The organism is Aneurinibacillus sp. UBA3580 (assembly GCF_002375825.1).
Lineage (GTDB): Bacteria > Bacillota > Bacilli > Aneurinibacillales > Aneurinibacillaceae > Aneurinibacillus > Aneurinibacillus danicus.
The window spans coordinates 25,389-46,100 of the sequence record NZ_DFMZ01000135.1; the positions used below are offsets into that span (position 1 = coordinate 25,389).

At 44.0% G+C, this 20,712-nt stretch carries 15 protein-coding genes, 1 pseudogene and 2 CRISPR repeat arrays; of the genes and pseudogenes, 4 read left to right on the forward strand and 12 right to left on the reverse strand.

Going from position 1 to position 20,712, the window contains the following annotated elements; genetic code table 11:
• Window positions 1-69 precede the first annotated feature (69 nt).
• Complete coding sequence (locus tag B2899_RS17770; protein WP_286887497.1) at window positions 70-348, reverse strand: hypothetical protein; 279 nt, start codon at window positions 346-348, stop codon at window positions 70-72.
• Between the two features lie 311 nt (window positions 349-659).
• Here B2899_RS17770 and B2899_RS17775 point away from each other — a divergent pair, with 311 nt between their 5' ends.
• Window positions 660-1,595, forward strand: a complete 936-nt coding sequence (locus B2899_RS17775; RefSeq protein ID WP_286887499.1) for a DMT family transporter — start codon at window positions 660-662, stop codon at window positions 1,593-1,595.
• Window positions 1,596-1,743: 148 nt separating this feature from the next.
• Window positions 1,744-3,313: a CRISPR direct-repeat array (repeat unit 30 nt; unit sequence ATTTCAATTCCTCATAGGTATGCTACAAAC).
• A gap of 168 nt (window positions 3,314-3,481) precedes the next feature.
• On the opposite strand, the gene cas2 is transcribed toward B2899_RS17775, so the two are convergent.
• The 10 genes and pseudogenes from cas2 to B2899_RS18520 all read right to left on the reverse strand — a co-directional run.
• A complete protein-coding gene (gene cas2, locus B2899_RS17780; protein WP_286887501.1) occupies window positions 3,482-3,745 on the reverse strand; it encodes a CRISPR-associated endonuclease Cas2 in 264 nt (87 codons plus the stop codon).
• Window positions 3,746-3,759: 14 nt separating this feature from the next.
• Window positions 3,760-4,752, reverse strand: a complete 993-nt coding sequence (gene cas1b, locus B2899_RS17785) for a type I-B CRISPR-associated endonuclease Cas1b (protein WP_146810865.1) — start codon at window positions 4,750-4,752, stop codon at window positions 3,760-3,762.
• Window positions 4,753-4,780: 28 nt separating this feature from the next.
• Window positions 4,781-5,281 carry a CRISPR-associated protein Cas4 gene (gene cas4 / locus B2899_RS17790; protein ID WP_286887504.1) on the reverse strand — a complete coding sequence of 167 codons (501 nt, stop codon included), beginning with the start codon at window positions 5,279-5,281 and terminating at the stop codon, window positions 4,781-4,783.
• A 15-nt stretch (window positions 5,282-5,296) separates the two neighbouring features.
• Entirely contained in the window at window positions 5,297-7,792 is a 2,496-nt protein-coding gene (cas3, locus tag B2899_RS17795; RefSeq protein WP_286887506.1) for a CRISPR-associated helicase Cas3', read from the reverse strand.
• 75 nt (window positions 7,793-7,867) lie between these two features.
• Window positions 7,868-8,635: a CRISPR-associated protein Cas5 gene (gene cas5 / locus B2899_RS17800; protein ID WP_286887508.1), complete on the reverse strand. Its 768-nt coding sequence runs from the start codon at window positions 8,633-8,635 to the stop codon at window positions 7,868-7,870.
• 1 nt (window position 8,636) lies between these two features.
• Entirely contained in the window at window positions 8,637-9,701 is a 1,065-nt protein-coding gene (locus tag B2899_RS17805; protein WP_286887510.1) for a type I CRISPR-associated protein Cas7, read from the reverse strand.
• A gap of 20 nt (window positions 9,702-9,721) precedes the next feature.
• Window positions 9,722-11,788: a TM1802 family CRISPR-associated protein gene (locus tag B2899_RS17810; protein WP_286887512.1), complete on the reverse strand. Its 2,067-nt coding sequence runs from the start codon at window positions 11,786-11,788 to the stop codon at window positions 9,722-9,724.
• A 19-nt stretch (window positions 11,789-11,807) separates the two neighbouring features.
• Window positions 11,808-12,542, reverse strand: a complete 735-nt coding sequence (gene cas6, locus B2899_RS17815) for a CRISPR-associated endoribonuclease Cas6 (protein WP_286887513.1) — start codon at window positions 12,540-12,542, stop codon at window positions 11,808-11,810.
• Between the two features lie 10 nt (window positions 12,543-12,552).
• The gene (locus B2899_RS17820) at window positions 12,553-12,744 is read right to left on the reverse strand and encodes a hypothetical protein (protein ID WP_286887515.1); all 192 of its coding nucleotides are present in this window, start codon (window positions 12,742-12,744) and stop codon (window positions 12,553-12,555) included.
• Window positions 12,745-12,824: 80 nt separating this feature from the next.
• Window positions 12,825-13,007 (reverse strand): annotated as a pseudogene (locus B2899_RS18520) (transposase); the annotation flags it as partial.
• A gap of 269 nt (window positions 13,008-13,276) precedes the next feature.
• Here B2899_RS18520 and B2899_RS17825 point away from each other — a divergent pair.
• Entirely contained in the window at window positions 13,277-14,122 is an 846-nt protein-coding gene (locus B2899_RS17825) for an IS4 family transposase (protein ID WP_286887517.1), read from the forward strand.
• Between the two features lie 672 nt (window positions 14,123-14,794).
• Window positions 14,795-15,564: direct repeats of the CRISPR family, unit length 30 nt; unit sequence GTTTCAATTCCTCATAGGTAGTCTCTAAAC.
• A 276-nt stretch (window positions 15,565-15,840) separates the two neighbouring features.
• Here B2899_RS17825 and B2899_RS17830 read toward each other — a convergent pair.
• Window positions 15,841-17,136, reverse strand: a complete 1,296-nt coding sequence (locus tag B2899_RS17830; protein ID WP_146811215.1) for a class I SAM-dependent rRNA methyltransferase — start codon at window positions 17,134-17,136, stop codon at window positions 15,841-15,843.
• Window positions 17,137-17,243: 107 nt separating this feature from the next.
• Between B2899_RS17830 and B2899_RS17835 the strand changes: the two genes are divergently transcribed.
• Together B2899_RS17835 and B2899_RS18525 are read left to right on the forward strand one after the other, a co-directional pair.
• Window positions 17,244-18,083, forward strand: coding sequence for a YihY/virulence factor BrkB family protein (locus B2899_RS17835; RefSeq protein ID WP_146811214.1), 840 nt, complete (start codon window positions 17,244-17,246; stop codon window positions 18,081-18,083).
• 1,354 nt (window positions 18,084-19,437) lie between these two features.
• Window positions 19,438-20,712, forward strand: a 1,275-nt coding sequence (locus B2899_RS18525; RefSeq protein ID WP_414631792.1) for a heparinase II/III domain-containing protein, incomplete at its 3' end; no start/stop codon positions are given.

Sequence of the window (20,712 nt, forward strand, 5' to 3'; positions counted from 1 at the left end):
CAGCGACTTTGACCTGTACGAGGAAGAGCGTTCGCGGCGAAAAAAGAAGAAAAAGAACCCGGCCGCGTTTCATCCTGTATCCCAGTACCCCGCCTCCGCATACCCATACGATTTCTCGTCCACCGCCGCCAGCCATGCCCCCTCTTTGTGCTGTTCCTGTCCGCCTTCCTGTCCGCCTTCCTGTACGACATCCAGTGTACGCAGGTCCCGTGTAAAACGGCATGTCCGCTCCTGCCAGGGAAACGACGCAGTCTCCGCTTCGTTTTCACCTGTTTCGTTCAGATGAATCCAGGTCAGCACTCCTTCCTTGTAGTATGAGAAAGTCTCCTGTTCAAATTGGGTATTCATGCTTTATTCCTCCCTGTCCGTTTCTGGTGATTTCAGTATAACGGACAAGCCGGAAAAAGAACACAATAATCGTCCGACAATTCGCGCAATTTAACGCGCTGAATTTTGTTGGAATGTGCGATATACAGAAATTTTTGTTGGAAGATTGCAAAATCAGTGCGAAAATGTAAATGTATGGAGTTCATTGGCAGAAAGGAGGGCCGCTTATGCAGCCGATCCGTCAGGAATGGGATGTACCCGCCGTTCGCCTTTCGTAGCGGGGACAAGATGCCCCGTTACGCCGAAATTACGCGAACGGAGGTATCATAATAATGAAACAAGTCAATAAAAACGCACTGGGCTACCTGGCCCTATCCGCCGCCGCCAGCATCTGGGGCGGCATGTATATCGTAAGCAAGATGGCCCTGGATTTTCTCCCGCCTTTCACGCTTTTGTGGCTGCGCTACGCTGTCGGCCTGACTTTTCTGTGGCTTTTTGTGGTCAGGCAGGGATTGCGTCAGCCTCTGGCCAGAGATTGGCGTCTATTTATGTCGATCGGTTTTGTCGGATACTTTTTGTCCATTGGCCTGCAGTTCATCGGAACAGGGCTGTCTTCCGCCCATATGGGAGCGATTCTGACTTCGGCGAGTCCTGTATTTATTGTTCTGTTCGCTTCTTATATGCTGGGTGAGCCGATTACCGGACGGAAGATGACAGCACTTCTCCTGGCGATGATCGGTGTAATCGTTGTGGTCGGCTGGGACGTTCAACTGCTGGGCGACAGCCGAAAGCTGCCAGGCAATCTGGCGCTTATCGGAGCTGCGGTGACGTGGGCGTTACTGTCTGTACTGGCGAAGAAAGCGGCGTTACACTATTCACCGCTCGTAGTGACTACCTATTCAATTTTCTGGGCGTTTCTTTTTACAACGCCTGTGATGGTGATCGAGTGGCAGTTTCTTCCGGTAAACGGTCTGGATCAACCTTCTGTATGGTTTGCGGTTCTCTATCTTGGAATCGTATCGACTGCGGGAGCGTTCTATTTGTGGAACAAAGGCATGCACATGGTGGAAGCCGGAACCGGCTCGATGTTTTTCTTTTTTCAGCCGGTTGTCGGAGCGCTGCTGGGCTGGTTGCTGCTGGGCGAGCATCTTAGCGTCTCGTTCTTTACCGGCGGTTTACTGATTTTGTTCGGGGTGTTGCTGATGTCGATGCCCGTACAGGAGCGCCTTCAAAATAGAAGACGAGGCGAAACATTGATGAAGAGATAACAGAAAGAACTGAAGTCCTTTGTATTGGATTTGAACAGGAATGATCTGTACTTTTCCATTGCAAAGGATTTTTTTGCGGACAAATTGCGAATCATAGGTAGTCTCTAAACCTGGGAACTCGATAGCCCTGTCGAGAGAAATCACTTACGTTTCAATTCCTCATAGGTATGCTACAAACGAAGCGGAGAACAAGAAATAATGTTCTCCCTTCTCCGTTTCAATTCCTCATAGGTATGCTACAAACGAAACTCATCCGGCTCCATCACCCTGCCTGTTGTCCGGATTTCAATTCCTCATAGGTATGCTACAAACAAGCTTGCGCTCCCGGCCAGATTCCCGATGCACCAAAGTTTCAATTCCTCATAGGTATGCTACAAACGGCCTGGTGTGACGTCTGAAATGCGCGTGCTTTATGGGTTTCAATTCCTCATAGGTATGCTACAAACTATCACGTTGATACTCCGCTTGTGTACGAGTTATCACGCGTTTCAATTCCTCATAGGTATGCTACAAACCAAGGGCCATATTCGATAGACGGAGAGATGTTTGTTATATTTCAATTCCTCATAGGTATGCTACAAACTCGTTGAAGTACCGTGCTTGAATTATCCAAAGCTGAATTTCAATTCCTCATAGGTATGCTACAAACCTTTATACGATATGAATACGTTATGCAACGATACTGCAGTTTCAATTCCTCATAGGTATGCTACAAACTAACCATTTGGGACGACGAATTGGAAGACGATTTCAAATTTCAATTCCTCATAGGTATGCTACAAACTTTTCTATATCTGAATGACTGGGCGAAAGCACCAGTCATTTCAATTCCTCATAGGTATGCTACAAACTTCTTTGCGCTTTTATACGCATCTTCCAACTTGCGAATTTCAATTCCTCATAGGTATGCTACAAACCGTTAACATTTGCTTGTGTAACCGGTCGAGACCTTCTAATTTCAATTCCTCATAGGTATGCTACAAACTTAGCGAAGCGAATCGTCGATTGAGAATAGCGGTCGCATTTCAATTCCTCATAGGTATGCTACAAACGGAGTCGGAGTTACCTTTCGCGATACCCGATCGGTATTTCAATTCCTCATAGGTATGCTACAAACAAAGGCAAAAGAAAAAGCTCTGGAGGCTCGGCATCTATAATTTCAATTCCTCATAGGTATGCTACAAACTGAAATAGCGTTAAGCGTGGCCCGCGAACGAAAGGCATTTCAATTCCTCATAGGTATGCTACAAACCCATTCCTGGTACAACTCATCTATCAACGGTGTGCTGGTTTCAATTCCTCATAGGTATGCTACAAACGCCGAATCGACCAAGCAAAAGCGCTCATTATTGCAGAGTTTCAATTCCTCATAGGTATGCTACAAACTATTCGACAGTCCGAATACAACGATCGGTGTGCTGCGTTTCAATTCCTCATAGGTATGCTACAAACCGCGCCTGGCAGATGAAGAGTGCAGTTTATTATCCGTTTCAATTCCTCATAGGTATGCTACAAACGCGCGAGAGTCGGATCAATCGTCATTGCGTCCAGATTGTTTCAATTCCTCATAGGTATGCTACAAACCATGCGGTATCACTTCCGTTTAAATCGCAGAAAGAGAAAATTTCAATTCCTCATAGGTATGCTACAAACCACCTTTTTATGCAAAACGCCGACATAATGGACGGATTTCAATTCCTCATAGGTATGCTACAAACCCATTTTTCCCGCATAAAACCACTACTTCCCTCTCTTTGAACATCGATCAATAAAATCTGTCTTTTCGTCAAAAACCCTACCAGTTCTTACATTTCACTGTCGTCGATCCCCCGGCCTTTTTGCATTACCGATGGACGACGACAGCAAAACACCCACTCCTTTTCCATTCACAAGAAAATATCTTCCCCTCCTTTTTTCAACCCATACTCTTCCCGCTTCGAATAATTTTTCGTGCGAAACGTATAGAAAATCAATGAATCCTCTCCAGGAACAATCGTCATAAGCAACTCCGCCTTCAACTTTTTAAAATTTGTCTCGCTAATATCCCCCTCAAGAACCGAATTCTGCACCCAGGTAAGATACCTCCTCGCCGTTTTCAACACTTTTCCCACACGCTTTACGCCAACGTCATAAACAAGAATAACAAACATGCTTCCCTGCCTCCTTACCAGCGTGAGACATAGGGCTCATATTCTTTTTCCCCCATGATATGTTTTTGCAATTTATATACTTCCATTCGAATAAGCCGGCGATAAGACACTTCCCGTCCCAGTTCACGGTGCTTCACTGTAGTTGTCAGCCTTTTTTCAAGTTCCTCCAGAAATGTACGTCTCCCCTTCTCGTTTAAAATCACTCCATCCAGCTTCTTCTCGAAATCCTTGGCTGTAATCATCTTTTTACCCAGCAAAGTAAAAATTAGCCTGTCTATAAGAATTGGTTTAAAGATTTCAGCTATATCAAGATTCAATGAAAATCTTCGGAAATTAGTTGTATGTAGATAGCCGATCCGCGGATCAAGATGTGTTTTATAAATCTCGCTAAGAGCTATTGTATATAATACAGAGTTACCAAAGCTAATTAAGGCATTGAGACGATTTAACGGCGGCCTGCGTGACCGACCCTCAAACACAAAATTTTTTTCATCGATAATCCTGTCAAACGCCTGGTAATACTGCTCGCGATAATTCCCTTCGATCGCCATCATCTGTTCAATGGTTTCGCATGCCGGAAGTCTGTTCACCAGGCTCGACAGGGAATCCAGTATATCCTCAACATGTATTCCACGATTCTTGTAATAACGCAGCACCTGCTGCATGTTATCCATCGCACCGTATACGAATTTCATAGCGATATCCCTGCGCCTACCTTCATCGAGATAGGCCTGGGCCTGCTGAAGAATCATATAGCCTGAGTTCAGGTGTTCACGCGGATAAAATGTTCCCATATAATATCCATGATGATTGAACATATGAAGCAAAATCTCTTTTTGTGAAATAAACTCCAGCATGCGTTTATTAAAATCGACTTCACCAAACAAGAAAATCTCCTTAGTATCTTCAACAGGAATGTACTTCTTTCCCTGCTCGGTTTCAAAGCACAGCGTGTTATCTTTGCGGGATATGGAGCCTGTAGTAAAAATATATATGCTTTTTTTCATGTCTTCCCTCTCATCTCCTGGTATTCCGTTATGCCCAGCACAGTTCACGGTATGCGCAGTTACGACACCATTTTATTTTCATAGGGGGAGGTGGCAGTTGTTTGCTTACGATGTCAACTACTTTTTCTTTTAGAATCTCTACTTCCCGGATTCCTGCTTCATCTAGTACAACCCGCTGTTTCCTCCGTTCTTCAGGGAAAAGGAGTTCTCCTTCCGCTTCAATCCCCATTTGTTTTAGCTCATACAAGTAAAAAAGAAGCTGCATCCTTGCACTTTGCTGGGAGGCAGAGCTTTTCTTTACCTCCCCGATGATAAGCTGTCCATCTTTTGATTTCATTACGTCAACTTTTAGGTGGCCGATTGTGAGTTCCTTTTTCTCACGTTCGTATACATGCTCTTGGAGAAAACGGCCGTATTCAACGTTTGAGTCGTCCTGGTCAGCGACAATTTGATGGGCGATGAGCCATGTTTCACGAGGACAAATGTGATAGTACCAGACAAGTGTTCCTGTAACCTGAAAATCCTCCATTCTCCTTCCCACCCATCACAAGAATGAACTTCCTGTTTCGTCAATAAATCCGGTAGCCTGATCATAAAATTGCTCTAGCTGATTGGGTGGCACCCAGAATATATCAGAAACAATGCCATTACGTGCCGAGAATTCGATCGGTCTGTTTTTGAATGCGCGCTGTAAACGAACTTGAACCATATATCTGCTCATTTTTGCTAAAATTAAACGGAGTAATGTCTTTCTTTCATAAGCGGAAGGCTGTGTCTTCAGATCATCTACAAGTTTTTTATCAAAAACAGAATAAAGTTTTGATTTATCCAGTTCATTGGAGAAAGACTTTATCTCTTCATATGCATCAGCAAACTGAGTTGCTTCCTCATTCATTTCGACAAAAACATCAACAACTTGGCCAATGTTTTCAATGAGTGCAAATTCCTTTAGCTTTTCGAAATTCAATCCAAGGATTCCCTCTTCCCATAATTGCCTGGACTCATCGGATATCCCGCTCTCCATTAGTTCTCTATAGTATTTTTCAATTAACGCTTGATACTCTGGCTCCTTAATATCTTCATGCTTCTGAAGTACGCTTTTTGTACGTTCCCAATGATGAAGAGAATAAACACGACTGCAATCTCTTTTAAATTGAACAATATATACAGGCGCATATTCTCCCTTACCACCCTCCCGATTCACACGGCCTGCTGTTTGTACAATAGACTCTAAAGGCGCCAGATCCCGGAACCCAATATCAAAATCAAGATCTACTCCTGCTTCAATGGTTTGTGTAGATACAAGAATTACGGGTTTCTTACCTTTTAATTTGTCTCTTACTTCCTGAATAACATCCTGACGATGTTTAGGAACAATATTTGTTGATAAGTAAAATAAAGAAACTGTTGATGGAACCTCCCCTTCTCTTTTTAACTTCTCTAATTCGTTATAAAGTTCAATGCTTCTTTGAATCGTATTCACGACGATCAATGCCGATTGAGATTTCTTCCACTTATCAAAGAAAAAAGATAAAAATTGTTCATTCTCTACTGTTTCGTCTAAAACCGGGACTATTCTTGTACGCCTCATCTCTTTAAAGAACTTGGGATAGTCTACAAGCAATTCAACGGGTGGCACATAGGAGGAGCGGAGTAACTGATCACCCATTTCCAAAAGCTTTGGTTGTGTTGCTGTCATGAGAATAAAGCGAGTACCGTAGTACTGAGCTATTTTACGAAGAACAGCACCAAGAAGCGGCATATATTTTTCAGGAAGCGATTGAACCTCGTCCAAAATGACAATACTGCCTGCAAGCTTACGCACTTTTTTTAATGGACGATTTTCTCCTGTAATAAGAGAGGAGAAAAATTGAACAAATGTGGTTAAAATAATATCCGCTTCCCATGATTCAATTTCCATCATTCTTTTTTCCATTGCCTTTTCTTCCGTATCTAATGATGCATCCTTTTCCGGTACAATATCTGTCAAGCGATGATGAATCATGAGCCGTACACTATCACCGCATATGTTTTCATAATCTGTTTTTGTTTGTTCAATAATGTTAATGAAAGGAATGGCCGTAACAATACGCGGAGTATACTTTTCTATGCGTTGAATTCTTTCTTGTAGCAAAAGAGCCGATTGCAGAGAAGCAAGCGTCTTTCCAATGCCTGTTGGAGCCGTTACAGTAAAAAAACGCTCTGTTTGTATTTGCTCATCCGAAAGTGCGAAGATTTGGTTAAGCATTGTTTGTTTAGCCTGCTCTCTTCTATTTACAAGGGAGGATGACGATTTCTTTCCGTGTTTTTCTTCTATGTATTGCTCGACCCTCTCATGAGATATACTTCTAACCTTCTTGATATCAACTCCGGATGAATGCAATTTATCGAGATCAATCAGAAGCGAAAAGAAATACAGAAGAGCAAAGTACCAGTGTTCTCCCTTCATACGTCCCGTCAAATAATGCGGCATATTAAGAAAATGCCTCTTATTCGTTCTTAAATCACTCAAGAAGTCAGGATTTATCAAGGAGATTGTCTTCCATTCATTCAAGAGATTCGCATCGAGAAAAATACTCTCTCCTTTGGCAAGCAAATGGACAGCCTGCTGTTCAAGCATGTTCCACATTTCCTTCTCTCTTTCTTTATTGAACAGGTTCGCAAAAGATATCAATGAACCATGGTGAAACCGAATACAAACATAGGCAACGAATGTCCAGGCGTAGCGGTACTCAAGCGGAAGAGAAGAGAGAATCTCTACAAGCACCGGATGGGCAATACAGGCAGAAATGTGCGCATGCACCTTTAACTCCGAATTTTTCCCATCGCGTATATAATCCTGAAAATAATCCGTGTACTTTCCAAAATCGTGGAGGCGAAGAATATACTCGGCAAATCGTATCATTGTTTCCCCTTTAAGTTCTGGAAATTCCACAACGGGAGGAACAGCATCCTTTACAGAATCAGCCATTGCCTGTAAATGTACCGATAGTAGTTCTTCTATGTCTTTCTCCTTATCGTAATGTGCTAAATAGTTCATGCTTAGCCCCTCTTTTTAAAATAAGGGTATCCATTCAAACATACGCCTAACGGATACCCTAATAATTACTTGCTTTTACTGCATCCACATAATGGACTCATGATTCGCTAACCTGATATGGTGTGAAACCTTCGCAAAAATAGGAGCAGAATTTAAGTTAATAATCATGCTTCCTTTTCCCCTGTTCGTCAGCCTTCTACTCCTATCAAATTCAAATGGCATATCCTCTTTTACAAGGCGATATTCCACCATATTTGTCTTTTCTACTACTATTTCTTTAATTCCGGATGCAGGAATAGATGAGAAGATAGGAACATTCACTTCTTCCTGTATTTCCTCTCCCTCTAGTACTCCTTCATAAGTAAGCCAACCAAGGTTTCCGGCTGTCCCAAGCGCCAGTGAAATACCTGCACTTACATACCCGTTTATAACAGAGGAATTTGAAAGAATCTTCTCAAGCTTTCCCATGATGTTTTGGTCAACATGATAGAACCAGACACGATAATCAATCATTCCTGTACGGATATTTTGCGGTAAAACAAATTCCGTCGCTGTCTGACTATGATGCTCCTGAAAACCGTTTAAATCGTTTACACTTTCTACTTTTAGCAGGTTCATCTTCTGCATTACTTTTTTAATCGGAGAACAAGAAGCTACGGCAATACGGCATTGGTCCAGAGAGAAGATTTCATAATAACTGTCCCTCTCTAATCCCAATAATCCAGCTACTATTCCCGCAACAGTTGTGCGTGGCGGAATCGAGTATGTCAGTGAAGATGAATTGGAATAATACCGGCGAAAATGTGCCATTTTCCCCTGGATTCGAAAACAAAGAAGACGCATCTTACGCCTCCACAAAAACCGGGATGGAAGCCCACAAGTCAATTACTTCATAAGGTGGAAGCTGGCTGAATGCAGTTTTTTCTACAAATGGGTGAACCCATGCAACCACCTTATCCACATAGCCTTTTTCCTTCATTTCTAGAATTACAGTAGATAATTTGCTAAAATCAACCTGTACTTCGTCCAATTTACGAATGGCTTTATTTTCATCGTACTCTACTTGTAAAAAGCGGCGCAAATCACCCAAATACCCGTCAAACTCCGGTGTATAAACAACTTCAAGATACAAAAGCGGAGTTTGTCCTTGCTTGCTGTCTGTTTGGTTGTTCATCATTCCTTGAACGAGAGACTGGCGGAACAAATGCCGATCTTCTTCGGTCATTCCGGTTAACTGAGCGCTGTATTTATTAATCGTTCCGTAATGTGCAATAAGCCCGTAATGCAGCTTATGTTTTTTTCCGAATGTTGAATTATCATCATTCATAATGGAAGTAATTGTATTGGATTTTACAAGTTCGACAGGATGCAGAGAGTAGCCCCACGTTACCTGAACAGGACCAGTAAACGTGCGGGAAACTCCTTCTACCGCCATAGCACTGCCAAATAAACGAATGTCAATCAATGAATGTTTAATAATTTCTGTAAGAAACAAATTATTAAACTCTGTTAGCTCAGATTTCCTTTTTTTATCTGCGCTCCATCTTTGATAAATATCATAGTAAGAAGCTTGATCTTTGCCTGCGAATAACTCCCACTTTTCTCTTAGAGGAATGTTGTTCGCAAAGAGCCCTTCCATGCGCTGTTCGTCTTGCAGCCACTCATCGCGAATAGCCAGAAACATTTTATCCATCGGCACTTTCTTTTCTCCAAGCGTATCCACGAAAATACGGTATCCTTTTTCTTTTAGAAAATCCCGGCTGTCTCTTTTGCGGCGCGCATCGCTAACAAGACAAGTCGAAGTTTCATAATCCATCCGAGGCTTATTTTCCTGGTCTGGATCACCGTTCGGATTAGTCATCGCTGCTTCAAATAAAAATAAAAAGTCTCCGTTTTGTTTTACTACCATGATTATTTTCCTCCTCTAAATTATTCTTCCTCAGCCGGGGTTGATTCCTCCAATTGCGCTTCCTCTTCCTGTTTTGTAAAATCGGGCGCTTTTTGTCCTACCATATAGGCGTAGCCCGACATAATGTAAAAAACGTTTTCATGTTCGTCGAAATACTTATCCTCTTTTTGGTTTCCGTAATACTCATGGAAGCGGCTTAGCAGTGTTTCAGAAAACGATGTAAACCGATTGTATTGGCGTAGTTTTTCTAAAACGTCTTCGTAAAGCCTGATAACTTCTCTCTGTTTCATTCCCTGGAATTGAATCTTCTTCAAAATAGGTTTCTTCCTATGTTCCTTAATATATTGAGCGGTAGCCACACGATGAATAAGGGTACCGAGATAAAATAACCCTTTTGCTTCCCTTGAAAATTTTTGTTCAGACAGAAACTTCTCCATTTTTTCAATAGATTCTTTTGTTTTGCTCGGTAATTGTTCCACGGTCACTGTACTTTCTCCCCCCTCATTTATGGCAAAAAGAGTTCTGTTCAAAATATCAAGCCTTTCACAAAGACGAAATAAAGCAAGGTACGACATGATGATTCTTTTAATAAAAAAGTCTTCTCTACCGTTGGTATAATACCCAAGCCCCATATTGTAATAATTATCAGGACGGCTCTTCGCAAGCTGTTTTAAGCCTTTGTCAAGCGCTTCGCTTGCATACGAATAGAGGGTTTTTTTATCAATAAGTTGGCCTGACAAAATCGACTTGTATAGTGTAAGCACTCTTCCAATATCAATTTGCCCCTTGGGTGTCTCGCGTACCGGCACAATACGGTAAACAGTTGCCAGCGACATTCTTCGCAGGTGATCACTCATCAACGAGACAATTTCGGCAAATTCGTTCATAATTTTATGAAAACGAAGGACCGGAACGTCCTCAATTACATCTAATACGGTCACGGAGTTTCCATCGGTTCGATAAATAAAGAAGTGCAGCATATACAATGCGTGGTCGAAATCCGCCTCGGCTTCTGCCTGTACCTTATCTAAAAATTTCTGTGCATCTTCCTGGTTAAACGCTAAATCCACGTTTTCTTTCAGTGTGCTTATATATTTGTAATTAAACGTCCCCATTAAACTTTCCGGCAAAATATACGCATTTTCGCGGGCAATCCGTCCTTTGAACGTTTTTTCGATTAATTTTTCACCGGCTAACAATTGTTGATAACAATCTAAACAGATAGAATAGTTATCATCATATCTTTTTTTTTCAAAAAAAGGAGCCATGTTCGTTTTCTGTGTGATAAATATTTTGTTGATTCCCGAACGGCTGAACTTTTTCGTATACTCACTTGAGACATTCGGTTTGTTTTGCTGGCAGACATAGCATATACGTAATGCGGTATCATCAACCTGATGTTCAGTTTCACTTTTTTCAAGATTATTCAGCTTTTTAACGAGTTGAATATAATCCTGATGGGTGGACAGAACAATTTCTTCACCTGATACATTACGAATGCGGGGAATTATCAGTACAATGCGGTTTTTCTTATTATCATCCGCTATAAACAATCGTATAAAAGCTTCATACTTATATTCTGTTCCATCGATAATAACTGCCTTTTTCTGTTTGTCAATTCTGATATCGGAGAGTGCAGATATGAATGGAAGGCGCAGCCGGTTAAACGAAACATTTCCTTCGCCTTTTTTTTCGCTTACGCTTATCAACCCGGCTTTCTGTACTTCTTCAATCAAATGTGTCAGCTCGCAATCAGCAAACCCGTTTTGCTTTAAAGATAGGTGAAAATCATTCCACACGCTGGTCAGCAAATAATTCAGCGAGTCTGTTTCCCGAACCATATAGGTTTGTGCCGCAGCAGCTGCATTATTGCCAAAATAGTGAATACGATACAACAAATCTTCCGATACTTTCATAGGTGCTTCGAAAATAATGTCTTGTGTTTGAAGATCAAACGTCATATATACTGCATAGGCGCTCTCTCCAGCTTTCGGCTTAAATTTTAGTTTCTTAACAAGCGAATGCAGCTCGTTTTCGTTTTGACTTTCCATTTGGCCAATCTGAGCCGTAATTTGCGGAAGATTCATATGCTCCCTCCTTTCAATTTTACTGTTTCATCTCCACAAGACCGAACCCCATCGCATTCTTGCTTCCAAGGGCGGCATCAATTGCTACTTGAAGCAGGCGTTGGTCTCCTTTTAATAAAAATTTTCCGCTATACCCCTTAATGATCGTTTGCTTGTACATTACAACATGCTGTTTATATTTACATACCGGACGAATGGTAATCGGTTGAAACGGTGTATTTTCTCCATAAAGCAACCTGCCTTTTCGAAGCAGATTATTGATTACTATAGATTGAAAATCGTCTTCTTTCGGTTCAAAGTACACCGTATACTTTCGACCATCCGAACGCTTCATTGTGGAATAAGCAACAATCGGAGACAAAGTCTGAACGATAATCTCATCATTATCTACAGTAGGAGCATCCATCTTAAGAGATGTTACAGTCAACATTTGATTTCCAACACGAAATCCATCTTTAAGCAGAATTTGCGCAATATCTCTCACAAACTCAGGAACAGGCGAGGAAACGATAAGTTGGACCGGATTAGAAAACACGATTTTGTTTTCTTTTCGTAATAAACGATAATCCCCAATGATGCGCGAAAAAGCGAAAAGAGGAAAGCGCCTGTTATCTACAATAAACCCCTTGTTATGTAGGAAATCTGCTACTTCAGGGCTTAGTTGATTGTAAAGGGCCGCCTGAATTAGCGCGTTATAGTGAATAGGCAACTTGATATAAGAACCATTTCCAGATAGCGAAATACTAAATCTCATGAATTCTCCCTTATTTTTTAGCTTTCTTTAATTTTGTTTTATCCCTGTATTCCTCAATAGTAAGCCTGTAGTACAGGCTGGAACGGTTCAGGCTTAACCATTCCGCCTGCGTCTTGATCGGAAGTTCAGGATGCTCCCATTCCACCATCTCGATGCGTTTGGCTCTAGTCGTCTCGGAGGCCAGATTTTTTTTTTGAGCCACGACAATTGCGTGGTTAAGCGTCCGACTTCCGCGTAGAGGGTTTCGATTTTTTCTTCGTACTCGGCTTTCATCTGTTCTTGTTTCTTGTTTTCGTTAGTAAAGAGGCCGGGCAGCTGCTCCAAAGCTGCATTTCTCCACTGTCGAAGTCGGTTCACATGGATCCTATGTTCCGAAGAAAGTTGAGCCAAGGATTTCTCTTCTTTCAGAATTTCAAGTACAAGTTGAGCCTTAAATTCCGGGGTATATCGTTTCCTTTTTTGCATAATTCCCTACCTTACTGTCTCCTTCCGCTTTTAATAGTTATTTATTATATGTGTATATTAATTATCTGCTATGTATATTAATATTTACACATTTTGGATGGAAAATCAATATTAAATTTCAAAAAATAAAAAAATAAAAGACACCTTTATTTTTGTAATACAAAGAAGTGTCTTCTCTAAATCCTTATAGGAAGGCTATATTTAGTTAGAGTTTTCACACATATAAATAAATTACTATGTTTCAAATCCTTATAATTAGGTAGGCTATAGTGAAAACTCAATTTAACATTGTTGCTTACAGTACCCAATTTTCGCACCTTGAAAAACACCTTAAACCCTTGTATCGCTTCCTCAATTCCAGCCGCTGCAATTGGCGAAGGTTCTTGCTCCTTCTGGGCTGCGGTTTGATTCAAACAAAGGTCAATTCATTAACAAAAGAAGAGCGTGTGAAGGTACTCATCTTTGACGATTCCCTATTTTCTCGTACCCGCAGCAAGGCGGTAGAGCTTTTGGCGAATGTGCATGATCATACGACGGGCAAGTATATTCGTGGATTCCGCATGCTCACCTTAGGCTGGTCAGACGGGAATACGTTTGTTCCACTCTGCTTTTCCTTGCTCAGTTCCCATAAGAAAAGCAGTCGCTACGTCGAAATGAATGACGGCATTGACAAACGGACAGCCGAATACCAGCGTCGAAAAGAGGCTGTCAAGAAATCTTCGGAAACCCTGCAGGGTCTTCTAAAACAAGCATTGCATGCGGGAGTACAGGCTTCGTATGTTTTGTTTGACAGCTGGTTTAACTTCCCCCTGACCATTTTGAACGTGCTGGAGCAGGGTGTTCACGTCATTTGTATGCTCAGGGCCATACCTAGAGTGTACTATGTCCACGACGAACAAAAACTCAATTTGAACGCCCTATACAGAGCAGTTCGCAAGAAACGTGGAAAAGCTAAAATGTTAGCTTCCGTTATCATCACGTTGGGAACCGATGAACAAGGTAAGGAAGTCCTTATCCTCACCGAGGAGAAGTTTCAAGAGATTTTTGATAAATTTTTATCCAGTTTACCCAAATATATCAAGGGTTTATTAGGTGTTTCTGTGTACGAAAGTTGAGTTACAGTATGTGAACTACTCGCCACTTAGCTAACGCTTGAAGCGGGAGCTTCTCAGTTCCATGATGAAAGCAACCCTTCGTCTCCCTGAGCGTTACTTCGGGTAGTCCCTACCCTGGATGTCCGACATTCGGAGTTCTTTATTACCTTGGATATTTTACGCATGGAAGGAACAGCTTGGTTTTCGCATTTTTTATTTCTCCATGCAACCCCATATATCCAGTTATCAAAGAACATCATAACTTAATTTTACCATGATGTTGGATAACTGAACAGGCTACAGCCTGTCCTTATCCGAAGCCAATTCATCTCACCGCTTATAGAAGCGGGAGACTTCTTGGCTGTTAAGTTAAGTTAAATCCTATCCCCGAAAGGTAGGACATATGACTTTCAGATAAAATAAAAACCGACCCAGACTGCGCTGAACCGGTTACTCAGACTTATTATTTAAATTTTCAAAGGCAGAGGATTTCCTACCAGTGTTGGTTTGGGTATGTGAACCTCTCTCCAATAAATTGGAGAGCTTCTCGCTTCATCGAGCCGACCATTGTCGTACTCTCCACGAAGACTAGTTCCTAGCCTGGCGTGTCTTATGACACGTTTTGTAGTTGCTGTAATGCCCACTTGAGAATGTTTTTGGCGGCATTTACATCCGGTTTGATGTTCTCCAATTGTTTCAATTCCTCATAGGTAGTCTCTAAACGGGACATTCATGATCTTTTGGATAAGCTGTGTGAGAGGTTTCAATTCCTCATAGGTAGTCTCTAAACCCCGCAAACTTCTCTGTGAGAAAATTCATTGCAAACTGTTTCAATTCCTCATAGGTAGTCTCTAAACGGATTATAGAAATCAACCAGCGTGTGAAATTGATGAGTTTCAATTCCTCATAGGTAGTCTCTAAACTTTGCGCTTTTTTGTTATCAAAAATATTCTCAAAATCGTTTCAATTCCTCATAGGTAGTCTCTAAACTCAATTTCCTCAATATGAGATTCATTCAATTTATCGTTTCAATTCCTCATAGGTAGTCTCTAAACCAGATAATTTTGATATGCTTTAGACCAACCTTTCCCAAGTTTCAATTCCTCATAGGTAATCTCTAAACGGCAATTTTTATATCCTGGTTTTTCTCGATCTTTCCTTGTTTCAATTCCTCATAGGTAGTCTCTAAACTTTAAGTCTTCTAAAGAAATATCATTCACATCAAATTCGTTTCAATTCCTCATAGGTAGTCTCTAAACGAGGAAATCAACGGTGCGCCGTTTGTTTCGCTCAGTCACGTTTCAATTCCTCATAGGTAGTCTCTAAACCATCCATTTTTGTTATAGCATTAGGTGGTATTGCAGAGTTTCAATTCCTCATAGGTAGTCTCTAAACCGCGAAAACCCGGTTGCCGTGGCTGGCTCCGACAAAGAGTTTCAATTCCTCATAGGTAGTCTCTAAACCCATTTTATCCCTTATAGAATCTGTATACTATGATATTCTCCTTCTACAGATAAACTCCTTCTATACTTCAAACAAAAAATCCCGTCTTCCCGCTCTTCCTCTTTTAAACTTTATTTCTCGCGTACATTCATCAAAAATAAAATTGTCGTCGATCCCCCGGCATTTTCGCACTACCGGAGATCGACGACAATTCCTTCCTATTGCCTTCGGCCAACCTCTCTATTCTTATCATAGCGAAAAATCCGGTCGCCTGCGCTTCGTTTTTCCTTCGCGCGTTATCCCCGCGACCGCACTTCGTAAATCGCAAACTTCAGATAATCGCCTTCATCAATGCCGGTCAGTTTCGGATGATCGATGCCTGCGCCGCTCCAGTGTACGAGACGCAGTACTTTCCTGGCGTCCACCGCTGCTTCCTGAATCGTCTCTGCGAACAGTTCCGGACTCATATGGTAGGAGCAGCTCGCCGTGACCAGATAGCCGCCGTCACGCACGAGCTTCAGGCCGTTCAGATTGATATCTTTGTAGCCGCGCTGCGCGCCTTTGACTGCACCGCGGGATTTCGCAAACGCCGGCGGGTCAAGGATAACTACATCCCACAGCTTGCCTTCTTTGACCGATTCGCGCAGATAATCGAATGCGTTGGCAACCACAAAGTCGACGCGATGCAGAAAGCCGTTCAACTTTACATTCCGTTTCGCCGTCTCGATCGCATGGTCAGAAATATCCAGGGTCGTTACTTTTTTCGCGCCATGCTTGCATGCGTTCAGCGTAAACGAGCCGGTGTGCGTAAAGCAGTCCAGCACTTCCGCGCCGTCCCAGAACGGATTCTTCACAACCTTGCCGCGGCGGTCTACCGGGCGCAGTTCGTTTATTCCATCCACCTCAACCTCCTGCATACGGATGCCATGTGCCTCTCCCCATCCGGTCATGATGGGCGCAATCGCCGAACGGTTTTCCCGCTGATCGAAGAAGTATCCGGTCTTCTGTCCATTCTCGATATCGACGATCAGCTTCAGACCATTCTCTTCAATCTCGATTTCCGTTTCCGATTCTCCGTACCAGAATCCCTTCTCCTGCTCCATCCCTTCCAACTCGCGCACATACACATCGTTTCTCAGATATACGGCTTTTGGCGCGAACACATCCAGCAGCGCATTCAGAATCCATTCTCTGCGCACTTCCATGCCGAGGGAGAGAATCTGCACGACAAGTACGTCTTCGAACTTGTCCACTACCAGACCCGGCATAAAATCGGCTTCACCATACAGGACACGGCAGGAACGAATGCCCGGCAGGAAGCGCTGTCGAAATTTCCAGGCCTCCCGAATACGGGACGTGAACAATTCCTGGTTTATCTCTTCATCCGGATTCCACGTCAGCAACCGCACAATCATTTGCGATTTGGGGTTAATATATCCCCTGCCCATGAAATGTCCCTGATGATTCACAACTTCCACAATCTCTCCGGGCACAACGTCGCCTTCGATCCGCTCCACTTCGCTCTGGAAAATCCACGGATGTCCCTGTTCGAGACGTTTGCGTCGATTCCGCACAAGAAAAACTTTTGTCACAATCATAATCCTCCATATTTCAAATCGTCTGTCTTACAAACTTATAGCATACAATAGACATAATGGTAAAATAACGATAACAATCTTGAATGTCAATGGAGATTCCTATGACTAGAATTTGGAAACAAAACCGTTTTGTCCGGTTCGGTTACGAACTGGTGGACCGCTTCATAAAAGACGACGTATCCGGCATGTCCGCCCAGCTGGCCTATTACTTTTTATTGTCGATTTTCCCCTTTTTTATTTTTGCTTTCACTTTGATTGGTTACATGCCCATTTCGACAGAAAATGCACTGGCGATCATCCAGGTAATCGCTCCGGAGAAAGTGACCGAGCTTCTGCAGCAGAATCTGCACAGCTTTTTGAATACCCGCCGGGGCTGGCTGCTGTTTTTGAGTCTGGCCGGTACGCTTTGGACCTCCTCAAGTGCCATCCACGCGATCATTGTGGCGCTTAACCGGGCGTACAATGTGGCGGACGAACGATCCTACTTCATGTCACGGCTCCTGGCCATTCTGTTTACCATTGGCATGGTCATGGCAATTTTCGTAACGCTGCTTTTGCCCGTCTTCGGCAAAACGATTGAAGTGTTTTTCACTTCGCGTATGCATGTGCCCGACTACGTGCTGCTTATATGGAACTTGCTGCGCTGGGTGGTCAGCCTGATGTTTCTGATTAGCCTGTTTGCCTTTCTCTACTATTTCGCTCCCAGCTGCGACGTGAATTGGAAGGTGACGATTGTCGGTGCGCTGTTCGCCGGTCTTGGCTGGCTGGCCGTTTCTTACGGATTCTCTTATTACGTTAACAACTTCGGCAATTACTCGCTCACGTACGGAAGCCTTGGAGGCGTCATTATTTTGATGATCTGGTTTTACCTCTCGGCGATGATTTTGATTATGGGCGGACAGATTAACGCCCTGATCGAAAAATACACAGGGAAAAGCTGAAAAACTCGCGGGCGGTGCCGGTCTTTTTCCTCCCTTCGGGCCACACGCTCCACACGGAAAAAGCAACGGCCATCATACGCCCCATGGTTTTTTCCTTGCTTACGAATGGAGGGGAAAGAGAGAAGAGAATGATTTCAATGAGGAAAAAGGTGAACGCCTTTTTCTTCCCTGAATATTTTTTCCTCCTCTTCTCTTTCTTTTTTCCTTATCTCAACAGAATAGGGAGGAAGTATGGATGAAGACGCCTGTGCCGAAAATCGGTTTTTACTTCTCGCCGGACAACGTGGCAATGGCACGACGCAATATCGAGACGCACGAATGGGCAAAACGACGCTTCGAGCAGATGCGGCAGCAATGCGACGACTTTCTTGCCGGATATTCCGATGAAGTAATTTACCAGTGCACACTGTCCATGCGGGGACAGACATTTGCCTACGGTATCTCCGGCTGCCCGTATTGCCAAAAATCCTTCCCTTTCTCACCGGAAGCGCAAAGCCGGATGTTTTCTCTTTTTCCCGATAAAACACTAACCTGCCCCAACTGTTCACATACGCTTCCAAATACGGATTTTCCCGACGACGGCCGCGGTTTCGTCCATAAAGGCAGCGCATACTATCCGGTTGGCATGTGGAATTTCTATACCGCCGGCTGGCTGTTGGGCGGCGTACGTGACCATGAGGGCATGGTCACAAAGCTAACCTATATGTATATGCTTACAGGAGAGAAAAAATACGCCCAAAAAGCGATTGTGATTCTGGATGCGTTTGCCGCCGTGTTTCCGGGTACGCTTGGGCCCCGCGATTTCACTCCGTACGCAAGCAAAGTCGAAATGGGACGGCTGCATCTGCTGACAAGCATTGTCCATCGTGTAAAGGTCTTTCTCGCCCATGACTATGACTGGCTCTATCACCTGGAAGATATGGATACACTCTCACCCGCGCTCACTTTGCTCGGCGAGCCGGGAACGGTGCGGGAAAATATCGAGAGAATGCTGCATGATTATATGCTGACAGAGCCGGGCGGACCCGCCTACAATCTCAAAGACGGAAACCTGACGGAGCTGCACAACCACGAGGCGGACGGGGTGCGTGCCATGCTGGCGGTAGGACTTGTCACGGAACAGCGGGAGTACTGCGAATGGGGCATCAACGCTACAGAAGTGTTTCTCTCCAACGCGGTAGGACGGGACGGCATGTATTTCGAAGGGTCGTACGGCTACTCCATGTTTACCATTACCGTCTTTCTCGATATGGCTCTTCTCTCCGTGCGGGCCGTTTCCGGCACACCCTCCGTCCCCTCCCACCCTTTCGCAAGCGAGAGATTTTTCCGGTTTGCCGTACAGAATCCGATGGAGATGCTCTGTCAGGGCCACCTTCCCTGCTACGGAGACTGGGGACAGGATCGGGTACGCAGTCGAGAACCCGATGCGAAAACGCTCAGGGACACATACCGGGCCGCGCTTCATTTCTATCACGTTTCCCCTCAATCCAATATACGTGATGAAGCGGCCGACTGGCTTAAGCGCCTGTACCCTCTTGTCTTTAGCCAGCTGGGAGAGAAGGGCATCGACTTATTTCTCTGGCATCCGGTGTGGAAACATGCGGCGCCTTTGCACTTGCCGAAAGACGTAACCATCACCGGGCAGGCCGGTATCGGCATTCTGCGGGACACCAATGAAACAACAGTTCTCATGCGAACAGGAGCCAACCATACGCACGCACACGACGATGCGCTTGCCCTTACCTGCTATGCCTACGGCAAGGAAATCTCCGCCGACCTGGGCTATAGCGTATACGGATCCAACGGACACTATGGCTGGACAACGAAATCCATCGCTCATAATACGGTGGTTGTAAATAAAGACAATCAAATGAAAAAAGGCCAGCTTTACAAACCCTTTTCCGGCGGGGAGTTCTCGCTTCTGTATCGCTCGCCCGAAGCTGTGGTATATGAGGGGAAAGCGCCATCTCTGTACGGAACCGATGCGTTTCAGCGCATGGTAGGACTCGTTCCGCTTCCGGACGGCTCTTCATATCTGGTTGATTTCTTCTACATTCGCGGAGCCGGTACATGCGATTACTCATTCCGCGCCTTTCATGAAAAAGCGGAGCTGACCCTCGAAGGCGTACGGCAGCTAACGGAAGAACAAGGCGGCTGGACGCTGGCCGGGGTCGAAAGCAGCGCCAAACTTTACTTTGACGAACCGGGCAAGAGTTTCGGGGAGCGGTTGACAACGGGAGAGACATTCGTGCCGCTGCTGGAAGGTGAGAAAACGCAGTATTGGACGCCCGCACCAAATAATGGCTACGGATTTATCTATGATATCCGGCAATACCACCCGCAGTTATCCTGTATAAAAGCGCGCTGGGAATCGGAAGAAGGGTATGAGATGGCCTGGCATGGACTTATGGATGCGGACGACCGGGTCATGACCGGGAAATACCCGAACCTGTCTGGAACAGAGCAGCATCCGATTCTCATCGTGCGCAGCCACCGGCCCACCAAACAGTACACCGCGCTTATCCATACGACGAAAAAAGAAAATCCACTGCGGATAACAGGCTTGCACCGGCTTAATGCCCGCGGCGGAGAAGTGACCGCTTTTGCGGTGGAAGCCGGCAGCGGCTGG

Excerpts from the sequence above, each read along its gene's own strand:
- cas1b (WP_146810865.1), bottom strand. The coding sequence starts at position 4,752 with ATGAAAAAAAGCATATATATTTTTACTACAGGCTCCATATCCCGCAAA.
- B2899_RS17770 (WP_286887497.1), bottom strand. The coding sequence starts at position 348 with ATGAATACCCAATTTGAACAGGAGACTTTCTCATACTACAAGGAAGGA.
- B2899_RS17805 (WP_286887510.1), bottom strand. The coding sequence starts at position 9,701 with ATGGTAGTAAAACAAAACGGAGACTTTTTATTTTTATTTGAAGCAGCG.
- cas2 (WP_286887501.1), bottom strand. The coding sequence starts at position 3,745 with ATGTTTGTTATTCTTGTTTATGACGTTGGCGTAAAGCGTGTGGGAAAA.
- B2899_RS17835 (WP_146811214.1), top strand. The coding sequence starts at position 17,244 with ATGACTAGAATTTGGAAACAAAACCGTTTTGTCCGGTTCGGTTACGAA.
- B2899_RS17775 (WP_286887499.1), top strand. The coding sequence starts at position 660 with ATGAAACAAGTCAATAAAAACGCACTGGGCTACCTGGCCCTATCCGCC.
- cas3 (WP_286887506.1), bottom strand. The coding sequence starts at position 7,792 with ATGAACTATTTAGCACATTACGATAAGGAGAAAGACATAGAAGAACTA.
- cas6 (WP_286887513.1), bottom strand. The coding sequence starts at position 12,542 with ATGAGATTTAGTATTTCGCTATCTGGAAATGGTTCTTATATCAAGTTG.
- B2899_RS17810 (WP_286887512.1), bottom strand. The coding sequence starts at position 11,788 with ATGAATCTTCCGCAAATTACGGCTCAGATTGGCCAAATGGAAAGTCAA.
- cas4 (WP_286887504.1), bottom strand. The coding sequence starts at position 5,281 with ATGGAGGATTTTCAGGTTACAGGAACACTTGTCTGGTACTATCACATT.
- cas5 (WP_286887508.1), bottom strand. The coding sequence starts at position 8,635 with ATGCGTCTTCTTTGTTTTCGAATCCAGGGGAAAATGGCACATTTTCGC.